Source organism: Sphingomonas floccifaciens (genome assembly GCF_042681125.1).
GTDB classification, from domain to species: Bacteria; Pseudomonadota; Alphaproteobacteria; order Sphingomonadales; family Sphingomonadaceae; genus Sphingomonas; species Sphingomonas floccifaciens.
Genome location: NZ_JBHUFC010000005.1, coordinates 1 through 14285, shown reverse-complemented (window position 1 = coordinate 14285; position 14285 = coordinate 1). Strand labels below are relative to the sequence as shown.

At 62.3% G+C, this 14285-nt stretch carries 18 protein-coding genes and 1 pseudogene; 8 read left to right on the top strand and 11 right to left on the bottom strand.

What is annotated here, in order from left to right; all coding sequences use genetic code 11:
* Positions 1-34 precede the first annotated feature (34 nt).
* Positions 35-406 carry a PRC-barrel domain-containing protein gene (locus ACFSC3_RS13410; RefSeq protein ID WP_380940945.1) on the bottom strand — a complete coding sequence of 124 codons (372 nt, stop codon included), beginning with the start codon at positions 404-406 and terminating at the stop codon, positions 35-37.
* 313 nt (positions 407-719) lie between these two features.
* On the opposite strand from ACFSC3_RS13410, the gene ACFSC3_RS13405 reads away from it, so the two are divergent.
* Positions 720-1202: an MgtC/SapB family protein gene (locus ACFSC3_RS13405; protein WP_380940944.1), complete on the top strand. Its 483-nt coding sequence runs from the start codon at positions 720-722 to the stop codon at positions 1200-1202.
* Between the two features lie 418 nt (positions 1203-1620).
* A complete protein-coding gene (locus tag ACFSC3_RS13400) occupies positions 1621-1815 on the top strand; it encodes a hypothetical protein (protein ID WP_380940943.1) in 195 nt (64 codons plus the stop codon).
* A 150-nt stretch (positions 1816-1965) separates the two neighbouring features.
* Here the strand turns inward: ACFSC3_RS13400 and ACFSC3_RS13395 are convergent, their stop codons facing one another.
* From ACFSC3_RS13395 to ACFSC3_RS13360, 8 genes and pseudogenes are all read right to left on the bottom strand, one after another.
* Positions 1966-2592 (bottom strand): SCO family protein, encoded by a 627-nt coding sequence (locus tag ACFSC3_RS13395; RefSeq protein WP_380940942.1) that lies wholly within the window; start codon positions 2590-2592, stop codon positions 1966-1968.
* Positions 2589-3430, bottom strand: a pseudogene (locus tag ACFSC3_RS13390) (cysteine synthase A). Before ACFSC3_RS13390 ends, ACFSC3_RS13395 begins: the two are co-directional and overlap by 4 nt.
* A gap of 5 nt (positions 3431-3435) precedes the next feature.
* On the bottom strand, positions 3436-3846 hold the full coding sequence (locus ACFSC3_RS13385; RefSeq protein ID WP_380940941.1) for a hypothetical protein: 411 nt from the start codon (positions 3844-3846) through the stop codon (positions 3436-3438).
* 58 nt (positions 3847-3904) lie between these two features.
* Positions 3905-4138, bottom strand: a complete 234-nt coding sequence (locus tag ACFSC3_RS13380) for an arylsulfatase regulator (RefSeq protein ID WP_236626754.1) — start codon at positions 4136-4138, stop codon at positions 3905-3907.
* 378 nt (positions 4139-4516) lie between these two features.
* Positions 4517-4987: an MBL fold metallo-hydrolase gene (locus ACFSC3_RS13375; protein ID WP_465270255.1), complete on the bottom strand. Its 471-nt coding sequence runs from the start codon at positions 4985-4987 to the stop codon at positions 4517-4519.
* A complete protein-coding gene (locus tag ACFSC3_RS13370; protein WP_380940940.1) occupies positions 4984-5247 on the bottom strand; it encodes a hypothetical protein in 264 nt (87 codons plus the stop codon). Before ACFSC3_RS13370 ends, ACFSC3_RS13375 begins: the two co-directional genes overlap by 4 nt.
* A 32-nt stretch (positions 5248-5279) precedes the next feature.
* Positions 5280-5714 carry a DUF411 domain-containing protein gene (locus tag ACFSC3_RS13365; RefSeq protein ID WP_380940966.1) on the bottom strand — a complete coding sequence of 145 codons (435 nt, stop codon included), beginning with the start codon at positions 5712-5714 and terminating at the stop codon, positions 5280-5282.
* A gap of 34 nt (positions 5715-5748) precedes the next feature.
* Positions 5749-6591 (bottom strand): cation efflux transmembrane domain-containing protein, encoded by an 843-nt coding sequence (locus tag ACFSC3_RS13360; protein ID WP_380940939.1) that lies wholly within the window; start codon positions 6589-6591, stop codon positions 5749-5751.
* 88 nt (positions 6592-6679) lie between these two features.
* Here ACFSC3_RS13360 and ACFSC3_RS13355 point away from each other — a divergent pair, with 88 nt between their 5' ends.
* On the top strand, positions 6680-7099 hold the full coding sequence (locus ACFSC3_RS13355; RefSeq protein ID WP_380940938.1) for a MerR family transcriptional regulator: 420 nt from the start codon (positions 6680-6682) through the stop codon (positions 7097-7099).
* A 28-nt stretch (positions 7100-7127) separates the two neighbouring features.
* Here ACFSC3_RS13355 and ACFSC3_RS13350 read toward each other — a convergent pair whose 3' ends face one another.
* Entirely contained in the window at positions 7128-7763 is a 636-nt protein-coding gene (locus tag ACFSC3_RS13350) for a peroxiredoxin (protein WP_380940965.1), read from the bottom strand.
* Between the two features lie 170 nt (positions 7764-7933).
* Between ACFSC3_RS13350 and ACFSC3_RS13345 the strand changes: the two genes are divergently transcribed.
* The 3 genes from ACFSC3_RS13345 to ACFSC3_RS13335 all read left to right on the top strand — a co-directional run bounded on the left by ACFSC3_RS13345 (position 7934) and on the right by ACFSC3_RS13335 (position 10607).
* Positions 7934-8266 (top strand): four-helix bundle copper-binding protein, encoded by a 333-nt coding sequence (locus ACFSC3_RS13345; RefSeq protein ID WP_380940937.1) that lies wholly within the window; start codon positions 7934-7936, stop codon positions 8264-8266.
* A 217-nt stretch (positions 8267-8483) separates the two neighbouring features.
* Positions 8484-8708, top strand: coding sequence for a MerR family DNA-binding protein (locus ACFSC3_RS13340; RefSeq protein WP_380940936.1), 225 nt, complete (start codon positions 8484-8486; stop codon positions 8706-8708).
* A 474-nt stretch (positions 8709-9182) separates the two neighbouring features.
* A complete protein-coding gene (locus ACFSC3_RS13335) occupies positions 9183-10607 on the top strand; it encodes a TolC family outer membrane protein (RefSeq protein WP_380940935.1) in 1425 nt (474 codons plus the stop codon).
* 818 nt (positions 10608-11425) lie between these two features.
* On the opposite strand, the gene ACFSC3_RS13330 is transcribed toward ACFSC3_RS13335, so the two are convergent.
* Entirely contained in the window at positions 11426-11869 is a 444-nt protein-coding gene (locus ACFSC3_RS13330; RefSeq protein ID WP_380940934.1) for a hypothetical protein, read from the bottom strand.
* Positions 11870-12683: 814 nt separating this feature from the next.
* On the opposite strand from ACFSC3_RS13330, the gene ACFSC3_RS13325 reads away from it, so the two are divergent.
* Positions 12684-13160 carry a hypothetical protein gene (locus ACFSC3_RS13325; protein WP_380940933.1) on the top strand — a complete coding sequence of 159 codons (477 nt, stop codon included), beginning with the start codon at positions 12684-12686 and terminating at the stop codon, positions 13158-13160.
* 108 nt (positions 13161-13268) lie between these two features.
* On the top strand, positions 13269-13577 hold the full coding sequence (locus ACFSC3_RS13320) for a TFIIB-type zinc ribbon-containing protein (RefSeq protein ID WP_380940964.1): 309 nt from the start codon (positions 13269-13271) through the stop codon (positions 13575-13577).
* The last annotated feature ends 708 nt before the right edge of the window (positions 13578-14285 follow it).

Here is a 14285-nt window from a genome sequence, read left to right as displayed (position 1 = left end):
CAGAGGGCGGCGGCGAGGCCGCCGCCCTCACCGGTCAGTAGTTGTAGCTTGACCCGTAATAGCCATAGACTTGTTGGCCATAGGCGCGGTCGAAGGTGGGTTCGTTGCCGGCGCTGTAGTGCGGGCCGCCTTCGAGTTGTTCCCGGCTCAAATTGACGACATAGCCCCCTTGATCGGTATCGTAGGTGAGCTGGTCCCAGGGCAGCGGGTGATAATCCTCCCCCATGCCAAGGAACCCGCCGAACGACATGACCGCATACTCGACCTTGCCCGAGCGCTTGTCGACCATGAAGTTGTATACCGAGCCGAGCTTGTTGCCGTCGCGATCATAGACAGCGGTGCCCTCGACCTTGTTGGAGGCGATCAGGCGATCGGTTTCGTTGGTAGCTACGTTATTGTCAGCCATGCGGAGTCTCCTTCCTCTGGAAGAACGGTGGGAGCGGTCCGAATATCCGGCCGCGCTGTTACGGCTTCCGAATTTCCAGCTCGGGTTGACGCATTCTCTCGGCAGAGCCCGGCAGATCGGCTCGATCCCGTACACCTCCGGTGCTCGTCGGTGATGTCACGCGACTCTCTCAGGCAACATAGGTCCGCTGGATCGCGAGCGATTTGCTCCGGCGTCGCGGCGCGGCAAAGGAGCTGATGGCTTGCCCTGAGACCCTGCCGGGTACATCATCGAATGCCTCGTCGGAAAGGGGCGCTCAAGGATAGACCGCCCGATGCGTTTTGCTCCTAATGGCCTATGGGAGACTGTTTCCCACCTGCTCAGCTTGGCAGCCGCCTATGGTCTTGCGCTTCCGATCGGCTGGGATCGGGAAAAAGAAGAGCGCAGCGCAGGAGTTCGCACGTTCCCACTCGTCGCGCTTGCAAGCTGCGGCTTTGTTCTGGTCGCCATTGCCGTCCTCGGGAAGGAGTCGCAGGCCCAGGCTCGTATCCTTGAGGGCCTGATCACCGGCGTCGGCTTCATCGGCGGGGGCGCGATTCTCAAGCAGGGCGGCCAAGCCTCCGGGACAGCCACGGCTGCAAGTCTTTGGGCAACGGGAGCTGTAGGTGCCGCTGTGGGATATGGCCTCTTTGATATCGCGATCTTCCTGAGCCTCACCACATTCCTGACCCTGCGGTGCTCGCGCCCGCTCAAACAAACCACCCATGAGGGCCATCGATCTTCGGCGGAAGCTGATCTTGCGGCCAAGGGACAGTGACCGACGATCGCGGCACCCAGCGGCAGCGTCGGCCATCCAGGGGCGTTTTGCATGCACGGATGAGCAAGCGCTGCCCCGTATCATTCCAATCGGGTTCAGTGCCGACTACCGAACGGTAGCAACGTGACGGTAGCGAGGACGAGGTCGATGACGAGAGGATGGCGAATCATAGACTGCGCTGCCGGTGTCCATCGCCCAAACGGCCGTATCGAGCGCGACGGCAATGGCGTGCAGCGGGCGAATTGCCGAACCTGCGGCTGCGTATTGATGCGGACAGCGGCAACGCCGTGGTGGTATCTCTCGGGGCAACTCGGCTGACGCCTCCCTCGGGCCAGCGCAACGCTGAGCTGATCCGTTTGAGTGCGGAAACAGGCGACATCGACGCGCGTTGCCTTGTTGCCCAAGAAGGAGAAGTGCCATGGCGAACACTGAAAAATCCGGACAGCATCACGATCACCCCAGCCACAAGCCCGGCGATCTCGACGAGCACGGCCATCGCGACAAGAAGGGTAAGAAGGAAGTCGCGGGCGAGCATCATCCGCATCCCGGGCACAAGCCGGGCGATCTCGATGAGCACGGCCACCGTGACAAAGGTGGCACCGGCAAGCGCTGATGGACGGATGGGGGCGGGTGACCGCTCCCATCAACCAAGCATGCTTCAGCCTGAGTTCAGGCCTTGAACGCGGGTGTTGCGATGCTGCGGGATTTATTAAGCAGCTACCCGTAACCAAGTCCCTGTTGTGATAGCGCTACAATATTCTTCTCAGGCCACATACGCCGCGAGATCAGCGGCGATTTGCTCCGGTGTTGCGTCGCGGGCAAAGAAGCTGATCGGCTCGCCTTGCGGTCCCATCAGATACATCATCGCGCTGTGATCCATCAGATAGTCGGTGGCGCCCTTGGGTCCCTGACGGCTCGTGTAGATCGCGAAGCGCGAAAGCGTGGCCTTGATCTCAGCCGGGCTCCCCGTAAGCCCGATCAGCCTTGGATGGAAAGCGCGCACAAACTGCTTCATGACCGCGGGCGTGTCGCGCTCAGGGTCTATCGTCACCATGATCGGTTGCACGCGGGCGGCGCGCGCGGGATCGCGCGCCTCGAACAAGCGTAGTCCCTGGCTCATCTTTTGCACGTCGGTCGGGCAGATATCAGGACAGTAGGTGTAGCCGAAATACATCAGCCGATAGCGGCCCTTGAAGCTTTCACTGCCTCTGGTGTTCCCGTCCTGATCGATGAGCCTGAAAGGCCCGCCGACCGCAGCCCCTACCAAGGGTCCTACGCGACCAGCCTGAGGAGCTGAGCTCTTTGCCCTTTGCACTGCTGTGAGAGCCAGCCCTGCAACGAGAATTATCAGAACAAGGGCGGCAAGTCGGACGATTGGCTGGCGAGTCATTGGGGGGCTTGATCCAAGTTGCTGCGGTTAGGATAATCGACCGCCGGTCGATGATTCGGCCGCTCCAGCCAGCTGGGCACCGGCAGCCCCTTGGCGCACAGGAACTCCGGGTTGAAGAGCTTCGACTGATAGCGCGTGCCAAAGTCGGCAAGAATCGTCACGATTGTGTGACCGGGCCCGAGGTGCTCTGCCAGTCGTATGGCGCCGGCCACGTTCATACCGGAAGATGCGCCGAGACAGAGACCTTCGTGCTGGAGAAGATCGAACACGACCGGGATTGCCTCTTCATCCGGGATTTGGAAGGCGATGTCTGGCGAGAATCCCTCCAGGTTCCCCGTGATGCGGCTCTGACCGACCCCTTCGGTGATAGACGACCCCTCGGCTTTGAGCTCACCTGTCATGTAGTAGCTGTAAAGTGCGGCTCCCATCGGGTCGGCGAGACCAATGACCACGTCGGGCTTTCGCTCCCTCAACGCGGTCCCGATCCCCGCAAGCGTACCGCCGGTACCCACGGAACAGACGAACCCATCCAAGCGGCCTTCCGTTGCGTCTCGGGGATCACAATCACGGTGCGATAGCCAAGCGCATTGCCAACGAGCGTGAGCCCGATCCCGGTGTTTCCTGCCGTACCCTCGACGATGGCGCCGCCGGGACGCAACTCGCCCCGCCTCTCGGCGTCCCGAATAATGTAGAGCGCGGCTCGGTCCTTGACCGACTGGCCCGGATTCAGGAACTCGGCTTTGCCTAGGATGGTGCAGCCGGTGAGCTCCGACGCCTTCTTCAGCCGGATCAGCGGCGTGTTGCCGATCGCATCGACGATGCCGTGATGAATCGTCATCTACCTTATCCTTGTGCCGAGGGTCCAGGCGGCTCAGCGAGCATCGTGCGCTCTGCCTCAGGACAGTCGCCACATAGCCGGTTGGCAGGCACAGCAAGGTCGATGCGCTCGGGATAAGGCAGGTTCAGGCTGCCCATGATCGCGATGAACTCATCCAGCGTCTTTCCTCCGCCGAGCCGCGGGTTGCGCTCCCGTTCCTGGTCGACGGTGCTGACGTGGCGGTGCTGATAGTCGTGTGCCGGGAACACGAGCGTGTCGCCCGGAAGCGTGAAAATCTTGTCGTGAATCGAGCGATAGATGTAGGTGCTTGCAATCGTAGCGGCGTTTGCTTGCAAACAGAGCCTTTTTTTGCTCGGATTATCTGACAACCGGCTCGGCGATCTGCTCGCGCTATCTGCCAGTGTGCTCGCCATCATCCTGCGCTGCTCGCAATCATAAAGGTCTGCTCACATCCCCTGCCAGCGAAACAGGGCGTCAGCGCGGCACCCGGATGGAACCTTCCGCGATCCCCTCGGCGACATTGGAGAGCATGACGGCGTAGCGATGCAAACCGGGGAAGCGACCAGCGTTCTTGTCGATTTCACCGCCGTATCCGGCGTCGAGCAACGCCTTGAAGTCGGGCATCACGTCGAACATGCCGCCGAGCAGATCGATATCGGAGGCCCCGGTAAGCAACAGGGCGTTCGCATGGGCGTCGAGACGCTTCATCGTTTCCAGCATTTCGGTCCTGGTCATCGCATCCTGTCCGCTTGCGGGGTTCCATCGCCTAGCACGACGCGCCGGCCCTGTTCGCGAAAACCTTCCTTTCTGACGACCTCGCGGGCGGGCCATGACGACAACGCATTTCTGCGGCCCGCCGCTTGTCAGAACTGTTCTGGAAACCTGCTTCGCAAAAGCGCTTGCCGGCTACGGGTTTGGAGAGCCCATTGGCACGGAGCGTGAGCACAACGCCCCGTTTGCAAGCAGCGCCGGATGATGGCGAGCACACTGGCAGATAATTCGAGCAGGACGCTCCCCGCCAGTGGCAGAAAGCGTGAGCAGGAAATCAGGCTGTTTGCGAGCACACGCCGCTATGATTGCAAGCGCCTACAGATAGAGCGAGGCTGCATCGCCATCCTGGAAGTCGGTGCGACCGCAACCGTCGATGAGCAGCGCGTCGCCCGTAAAGACCCGCAGCGAGCCCGATAGATCGATGAGGTAGCTATGATGCGTGTCGGTATGCCCGGGCGTGAACAATGGCTGGAAGGTGAGGCTTCCTTCCCTCAGCGGATTTGCTTCGCTCACACCCAAGTCGGCGCAGGGCAGCCCATCCATTTCCGGGTAAGCCACCTTGCAGCCCGTCAGGCTGCGCAGCCGGCACGCCGACGTGACATGATCCGCATGAATGTGCGTGTCGAGCGTATGACTCAATGTCAGGTCCAGCTCTTGAAGAGCGGAGAGGTCACGCTCCACCGTCTCCAGAACCGGATCGATCAGCACGGCCCTCCCAGTATCGCGGCAGCCGAACAGATACGTGTAGGTCGAGGAATCCGGCTCGTAGAGCTGACGAAAGATCATGAGGGCAGCGGAGCGTGCGCCGTCGGGTCCGGGTGCGGTCGCCCGGAGGCGGCGTCCGCGGCACTCTTGCCCTCGGGCGCATCGGCGCTGCCTCCGTCCTCCTGCTCGGATGCGGATCGCTTCAACGCTTCCACCTGCTCCAGATAAGCATTGGCCAGCTCGACGTGCGGCACCATCACTTCAGGTGTGACGGCGCGCTGCGCCATCTCGAGCTCGACCTCCGCCCTGTGCTGGAAATACTCGATATCGTCCTCAGTCACGGGTCTACCTCCTGCATTTCGGGCGCCTTCGTTTACTCGACCATGTACAGCTTCGTGCCGTCGCCCTCGAAGCTCATCACCCGGAATGGCGCGGTCTTAGGTCCGCCCATTCCGGGTGAGCCCGCCGGCATGCCCGGCAGCGCGATGCCGCGCACTGCCGGCTTCTCAGCGAGCAAGCGCTTGACGGCGGCGACCGGGACATGGCCTTCGACGGCGTAGCCGCCGACCATCATCGTGTGACAGCCTTGGAGTTCGGCCGGGACGCCCGCTTTGGCCTTCAGCGCCGCCAGCTTCTCGGTGGGCACGACCTTGACATCAAAGCCGGCGCGCTTGAGCGCAGCCGCATGGCCGTCGCAGCACTCGCAGCCCGGATTCTTGTACATGGTGGCGCTGGTGACCTTGGCATTGGCCATCACAGGCGAGACAAGGGCGGCTGCAAAGAGGGTCAGGACAATTCTGCGTTTCATCACCGGTTTCCAATCCTTCTATAGAAGTTGCACCTCAATCGAGCTCGACCGCTACATTCGGCTCGGCGGCTCGGAACTGTGGCCAAGCCTGGCGGATCACGCCGATCGCCGAGCGGAAGAACAGCACGGCGATGATGGCGCCGACGACAATATCGGGCCAGCCCGCATTGAAGGCGTAGACACCGGCGGCGGCGACGAGCACTCCGGTGTTGGCGATCACGTCGTTGCGCGAGCACTCGAAGGTGCTGGACATGTTCACATCGCGATGGCGGTATCGGTAGAGCAGCGCCAGGCAGGTCAGGTTCGCGCCGAGCGCGGTCAGGCCGAAGATGCCCATGGTCTGCGCAGTCGGCGTCACACCGTTGATCAGCTTCAATCCCACCTCAACGAATACCCAGATGCCAAATGCGGCGATAATACCGCCTTTGACCAGTGCCGCACCCGCCCGCCAGCGCAGCCCGCGTTCGAGCGCGTAGAGGCTCAGCGCATAGACGAGCGCATCGCCAAGCATGTCGACCGAGTCCGCCATGAGGGCGGTGGAGCGCGCCAGCACCCCGGCCGTGAATTCGGCGACGAACATGACGAAATTGATGACGAGAACGATCTGCAGCACCCGCTTGATGTCGGCGTGAGCGCCCAGTGCGGCAATCTCTTGCTCCTTGGCCGAGCAGCAGTCGTCGTTCGCCGCCAGATGGCTCGACCTTGCCCCCGCCTGGTGCCGGGTCGCCACCGTCCCGCATGCGTCCGATGCACCACCCTCTACCGGGCTGGCAGCGCAGCAGCTCTCCTGGCCGCCCGGCAGCGGCGCGACGGCCAGGAGAGCTGCTGCGCTGCCGCGGATTTGCCCTCCGTGCCGGCGCTCGGCGTTGGGCAGCAATCCTTCATCGCGCGTTCTCCTGCGTCTTTACAAGGACGTCTCGCGCAGCGAAGATAGCCCCTATAGCTGGTATAGATACAAGAGGCGCATGCAGCAGTTTTTTCCTATCGGCGAGCTTGCCCGTCTGACGGGCTGCCGTGTAGTCACCATCCGCTATTATGAGCGAATTGGGATGCTGCCCGAACCTGCAAGGAGCACGGGGGGGCATCGAATATATGACCATGGTCACCTCGATCGTCTGACCTTCATTCGCAAGGCCCGGGAACTCGGCTTCCCCCTTGATGCGGTGCGTAGCCTGCTGGTGCTTTCCGAGCGGTCGCAGGCAGCCCCTTGCGCCGATATCGACAGGATCACCGCTACCCGTCTTCAAGAGGTGCGCGGCAAGATCAAAGACCTCAAGGCGCTCGAACAGACGCTCGAATGTCTGTTGGGCGAGTGCGGGCGTACAACCATCGAGGATTGCCGCGTGCTCGACGCCCTGCGGTTCGAGCCGGAGGCAACTCACTGACGGCGATGGTGTCCCCACCAAGCTTCCGTCAGTCTTGTGGCTGCGTCGTGATGCGCAGATAAGGCTTCAGCGTCTTCCAGCCGCCCGGGAATTTCTCTCGTGCCTGCTCGTCGTTGAGCGAAGGCGCAATGATGACATCCTCGCCGTGCCGCCAGTTCACCGGTGTCGCCACGCTGTGCTTGGCGGTCAGCTGCAGCGAGTCGATCGTGCGGAGAATCTCCTCGAAGTTCCGGCCCGTGCTGGCAGGATAGGTAATGCTGAGCTTCAGCTTCTTGTCGGGGCCGATGATGAAAACGGAGCGAACGGTGAGCGTGTCGTTCGCCTTGGGGTGGATCATGCCATAGAGTTCCGCGATCTTGCGGTCCGGATCGGCGATCAGCGGGAAATTGAGCGCGTGGCCCTGCGTCTCGGCGATGTCACCAATCCAGGCATGGTGATCGTCCAGCGGGTCGACGCTCAGGCCGATGACCTTCGCGTTGCGCTTGTCGAATTCGGGTTTGAGACGCGCGACCTCCCCGAGTTCGGTGGTGCAGACCGGCGTAAAATCCTTCGGGTGCGAGAAGAGCACCGCCCAACTGTCGCCTACCCATTCATGGAAATGGATCGGTCCATCCGTCGTCTCCGCCGAAAAATCGGGCGCTGTGTCACCGAGTTGAAGGGTCATCATCCGCTCCTTGCCATCGAAATCCGCTGGCTTAGACATGCCACCTATACCTACTATAGGTTCAAGAGGCATTTGCGACAATCAGTGCAATTCGAAGGATACCCAGCGAGGGGGGAACGCCAAGAGCCGCGTATCTAGGAGGGGAGCGGGGCGAAATGGAAGGAAAGACGATGCATCAGATCGACCCTGAGATGAAGGAGTGCCTGGACGCCTGTCACGAGTGCCACATCACCTGCCTCCACATGGCGATGAACCACTGCCTCGAGGCGGGCGGGCGACACGCCGAGCCCCAGCATATGAAGCTGATGCTGGACTGCGCTCAGATTTGCAGCGTTGCGATCGACTTCATGGCGCGCAAATCCGAGCATCATGCCCATATCTGCCGTGAGTGCGCTGAGATTTGCCGAGCGTGCGCGGCGAGCTGCGAACAACTCGAGGGCATGGAGGATTGCGCCGCCGCGTGCCGCCGGTGCGCCGATGCTTGCGAGAAAATGGCCGCTTAGCCAGATTATTGCACGGGCGGCGGCGAACGTCGCCCGTGCTCCCCATATCACCGAGGCCGGGAGTCGAGCGAGCGGCGCCGATGACGGCATGAAGGTGCAGACGGTCCGGTATAATGAGAAAACGTTCTGTTACCCGCGCCGGCGCGTACCGAGGGAACTACCGCACCTATGATGCGAGCCACCTTCGCGGCTATCTTTCATTCGCCACCCCTGCGATTTGGGATTCAGCCCCGACCACATCCGCGAGCTTTTGAGCTTGGCTGACTGCAGCAATCGATCGTGCGCTGGGGTTGAGAAGATTGCGCGCGAGCACCGGACAGCCATCGAGAGAAAGACTGCCGACCTGTTCGCGCTGAGCCGTGAACTCGAAAGCATCATCATCGACCGATGCGGCCACGGCACCGTCGCTGAGTGTGGCATCCTCGAGGCATTAGCTCCGTGATTGCGCAAGCGTAGTGTCACAACCGGCCGAAGCTGTTGAAAAAAGCCTACGCGTGGGAGCATACAGCGCTCGATAGAGGGGGTGCATATGGCATTATGGCAAGTGCCTTCCCGGCAGTCCGGACCTTGTGTTCCGCGGCCGCCGCAAGGTCATCTTTGTGCGCGGGTGTTCTGGCATCGTCATCCCGACCCCACCTGCAAGCTGGCGCGGATGCCAAAATCGAGGCAGGACTCTGAAGCCAGAGCTTGAAGGCAATCGTGAACGCGACGAGCGCACCCGCGAGACGTTGGAAATCAGGAGCCATGTTTCATGTATCGTATCATCGCGGCCGTGCTGGCTGCGGCATCCAGCGTCCACCTTCTCCCTCGAAAGCGCACTAGCCGCCGGTGGGATGGCGGGAGGCGGAGCCACCGCGATAAAGCGAGCGCGTTGTTCGCCCCGCTTACCTGTGGGTTTCGTGAGGAGGCGCTCATCATGCGGTTGACCGGTGTTCTGACGGTTGCGTCGGCGTTCATCGCTGCGGGCGCCACTGCTCGCGCCGAAACGCTGCGTGAAGCGCTCATGATCGCCTACCGGACAAATCCATCACTCACCGCGGCGAGGGCAGGCCTCAGGGCGACCGACGAGGGTGTGCCGATTGCGAAGGCCGGGGCACGGCCGACAGTGAGCGCCACGGCGGACTATCAGGAATTCGTCGTCCGCTCGGCCAACAGCTTCTCGGCTCCTTTGCGGGCGACCAACGCGTCGGCGAACGTTTCGCTGCCGATCTACCAGGGTGGCCGCGTTCGCAACGGGATCAAGGCGGCTGACGCGCGCGTCGAAGCCGGGCGGGAAACGTTGCGAGGCACCGAGGCCGACGTCTTCACCGCAATCGTCTCGGTTTACATGGACGTCATCCGCGACAGCGCCACTGTCGACCTTAATCGTCAGAACGTGCGCGTGCTTGAGACCAATTTACAGGCATCCCGCGACCGCTTCGAAATTGGCGACCTCACACGCACCGACGTCGCCCAATCCGAGGCACGCCTGGAGCTCGCCCGCGGCCAGCTCGAGCTCGCCGAAGCGCAGCTCGGCGCCAGCCTCGAGAACTATCTCCGCTTCGTAGGCGTGCCAGCGCGCGACCTCGAGCAGCCGCCCGAGTTGCCGAACCTGCCCGGGACTGCACAAGATGCGCTCGCGACCGCGCTCGACCGCAATCCCCAGCTTCTAGCCGCCCAGGCTGATGCCAAGGCAGCCGGCTACGATGTCCGGGTGGCGGCGGCGGCACGGCTGCCGCGTCTGTCGGCGGTCGCTTCGGGGAACTACAACAACTATCTCGGCTCGCTGGTCAGCACGATCCCAGGGCGGACGTTCCTGCAAGCGCAGCGCACGGCCACTGTCGGTCTATCGGCGACGATCCCGCTCTATCAAGGCGGCCTCCCAGCAGCGCAGGTCCGCCGCGCGCAAGCGCTGTCCAGCCAGGCACTCGAACAGATCGTGTTCGTGGAACGGCGCGTCGTTGCGGATACGCGAGCGGCGTTTCTGCGGCATCGCGCCACTCTGGCTGTGGTCAGATCGTCCCAGTCCGCCGTATCAGCAAATGAACTGGCGGTGGAAGGCGTACGAGCGGAGAACAGTGTTGGCAATCGCACCGTGCTCGAGGTCCTCAATGCCGAGCAGGAGCTGCTGAACAGCCGGGTCCAACTCGTGACCGCGCAGCGCGACGCCTATGTCGCAGGCTTCGCTTTGCTGGCCGCTACGGGGCGCGCGGAGGCGCGTGACCTCGGTTTGTTCGGCGACGAACTATTCGCGCCCCGCTTGGGTGACCACGCGCCCCGCTTGCCCGGCGGAAGCTACGGTCCTGTAGACGAAGCGGCAGGCAGCACCACGGCCGCAAACGAGAGTTCAGGACCATCGTAAAAGAGGCACCCGAATGGCCCATTAAGCAGGTCCAAGCTCGCTCGGCGCAGCAATGAGGAGGCCTAGCTCCAATCTCCTTGATCGCCTGCTTGGCAATCACAAGGAACGGTACGAGTTCGCACGTACTCGCTCCGAGCCCCGCGCCAAGACGCCGGTGGGTGTACGACACCATTCTTGAAGTGTTTGACAGGTGCCCAGGTTACCGGATCAGCGGAAAGACGATGGCGGGCAGGTGGAACGGGAAATGTAATAGCCCCTGCGGCGCGAGGTTTACAAGCTTTGACGCTAGGATTCAGGCCCCCGCAGGCAAAATCGGTTCCCACCAACGCACATGGCGACGCCGTGTCATCGACCCCGCTCCAATACTTTGGCATGCCCAGAGGCTGGCCGATGCCAGTGGCCAACCCCACGGGTTAGCCTCAATGACTAGAAGATTGACGTTCAATGACGCATTTATCCGTCTGTTTAGTCGTTGCACTACCTGCATTCGTTGCCTCGCTGGCTCCGCTTGCGCTCGGTTCGGCATTGATCGATCGTTCGATGCGAGCCCCCGGAGTGTTGCAGGGAACGTGCAAGTAGACGGACGGCGCAGCCGGTCGCGTGTTCGTCCCCGGAAACATGCAACCCGCAAGCGATCCCAACGCGCCGATGCTGAGAACCGCTGATTGCCAGACCCGTCTTGCCATGAGCTTACCTTCCCGACCCGTCAGGGGCGAAGTTCATCAACTATGGCTTCGACTGTATTTGCAACCCAAATTGTGCCTTGTTAGCGACCCGAGATCGAATTGTGAGCGATGGTTGAAGTGTTCGCGATCAGGTCAGGCCTTGCACGCCTGGCTGGCGGTGCCCGGCTTGCTCAAGGTGATCGAGGTGTCGCTGCCGACGAGGACATAGCCTTCGCCCGTGAAGGGCTCGCCTTTGGCGGGTGCAACCAGGCGAATGGGCGGCCCGCTTTTCTCAGTACGCAGCGAGGCCGTCACGCGATCACTGAAGAAGTCGACATAGACAAGACTGTTGTCCTTGCAACGAAAGGTATGGCTTGCCGCGATCGAGGGCGGCATCTGGATCGTTGGCTCGGGCGGCTGGAAATTCTGCCCCGCTTGATCCTGTGACCGGTCGCACGCCGCGACAAACCCCGTCAGCAGGCCGATGAGCAGGATGCGTCGTACTCGCCCAACATTCATCACGGCATCTCCACCCTCGCGGCGCAACGCCGATTCTGTCGACGGCTGATCAATGGCCGACCCGCCGGGCGCCCACATGACCGAAAGCATAGTTGCCGCCGGCGACCGCGCCAGCGGTCTCATAGGCCGGGTGAGCTGCCGTGCTCGCCGCCCCGCTCGTGTCATACGGCCGATACCGAAAGTCGAGCAAGGCATGACCGCTCGGCCGCGGTGAGGAGCGGGGCAGGGTTGGCGCAACAGGCTGCGGCCGTGCATCTGTGACCACCTGCTCGGATCGAAGGCGTGGCTGCCCGCTGCTTTGCTGCGCTGTGGCGGGGGCAAACGCCATCAATGCCGCTGTTAATACCGCCGCCATTCTTAAAGCCGGCATCGTTGCCGATAACATGGCATTTGTCTCCACTTTAGGGATGGTACCGAAGGTACTTGAACGGCCACTGAATAGGTCTATCGTCTGCTCTTGGTCCTTTACGACATCGGCGGTAGACGACCAATCTAGTGTCGCGCCATGCGGTCGATTGGAGGTGCGTCGCCATGGTCATGCGAGCGTCACGCGCGGTATTAGCCATTCTCCCGTTGGTGGTGCTCGGCGGCTGCGCTACCGGTCCCTCGGCAAGCCGCTATACCTATTACCGGGTCCCTTGCACGACTCCGGGAGCGATCGTCGCGCAGCCTATTGCGGTGGGTCCGGGTGATGCGGCGGGGGCAACGCCGCAGGCGGTGGCGCCGAGGAGCGAGCCTCAAACCGACGCGCCGCCTCGCATATCGACTTCCCCGACGTGCGTCATCGCCGTGAACGAGGCCAGCTACGGACGCGGGTATTATCCTTGGGGCGGCTATCGCCGGCCCTATTACGGGTCGTTTGGCGTTGGGATCGGCATCGGCTCGTTTGGGCATGGCTACCGTGGCGGTCACTTCGGTGGCGGACACCACGGTGGAGGACATGGCGGCGGGCACCATTAAGGCCCCTCGAAACTTAACCGGGCCTGCCAACCCCATTTCCGGCTGGTTCAGCCAGGGACCGCTAATAGCCCTCTTCATGGTGCGGCCCCTGCCGCACCTCGGGAGAAGGATCATGAAACGCTTTTTGATTGTTGCAGCGGCCGCCCTCATGTTCGGTGCGCCCGCGGCGATGGCGCAGTCCTATGGCGGTTATTATGGCCAGGGCTCGTACCGCGCCGGCGGACACGTGGCTCGGGGGTATGGTGGCGGGTATGGCGATGGTCAACGCTGGAACGGTGGAGCCTATTACAGCGATCATGGCGGCCGGCGATCTGGGTATAACGACCGCGGCTACCGGCACGAGCGCCGGGAGATGCGCCGGGCCGAACGGCGGGAGCACGGATATCGTCGCGGATATCGCGGCTGGTGAAGCCGAGAGCGACACTCCGTGTCCGGCGGAGTGTTGCTCGTGTCGCGAATCGACAGGAGAAGTTTGGTGAACGAGAGCGTTGCTTCCTCATCTGAGCGTCCGGCAGGCATGTTGTGCCCGACATGCAAGGTCGACCTTGTGCTCGCCGAGCGCCAAGGCATCGAGATCGACTATTGTCCGCAGTGCCGGGGCGTGTGGCTCGACCGTGGCGAACTCGACAAAATCATCGAGCGCAACATGGCTTATCAGAAGGATACGGCCCCGCCCCAGCCCGGATCGTCCGGAATGGTCACGCCCGGCTATGGTCAGTCAGGCCCCTGGGGCGGAGGATATGACGGCCATCATGGAGGCCATCATGGAGGCCATCACGGCGGTGGACACCACGGCGGCTTTCTCGGCGGCTTGTTCAGGCGCTGAGCCACGAGATTGGTTAGCCGCAAAAAAACCGCTGCTTGATGGCAGCGAGCAGCCATCCTTTGGACGGAGAGCCAATACTACTGTGCTTCTGGACTCCCGCATAACGCGGCTTGGGCGACGCGGAGCGCCATCAGCCGACCGGGATCTGCGGATGACAAATGCTCCCACCCAGAGGCAAAACGTTCGGCCGCGCCCTCCATCCAGACTTGCCGGGCAATCGTGAAAAGCTCGTGGACGGTCGGATCACGTGCGTCGGCGATGCAGGCCACGAGTTCGCTTGCGAACACTCCGTCTCCGACTTTCAGCATGCCTCGCCCTCACAGGACACGAATATGGTGTCTGTCCTCCGCCAGCCTAGCCGCTGTTATCGGTTTCCGTTCCGAGTCTCGGCTGTCCAGAATCAAAAGGCCTCGGGCGGAAGCGGGCAAGGCGTCCGCAACCTGGCCTGAAGCTATTCCGAAAGGGTCGACAGTCCGACCACCGTTTGTGAAAGGATCGGGTCATCGTCGCGCACCTTGCACCTAGGAGATATTAGGCCCTGTGCGTTTGCCGTTCATCTCCGCCCTTGCCCTCAGCTCCGCAGCCACACCAGCGCTCGCCCAGACTCAGGACGAGCAACTGTGGGTGAAGCTCGGCGCCTCAACCGAGCTGTCCGAAGGCGTCGAGCTGGAGCTCGAGACCAACCAGCGTCTCAGCGATGATCTGAGC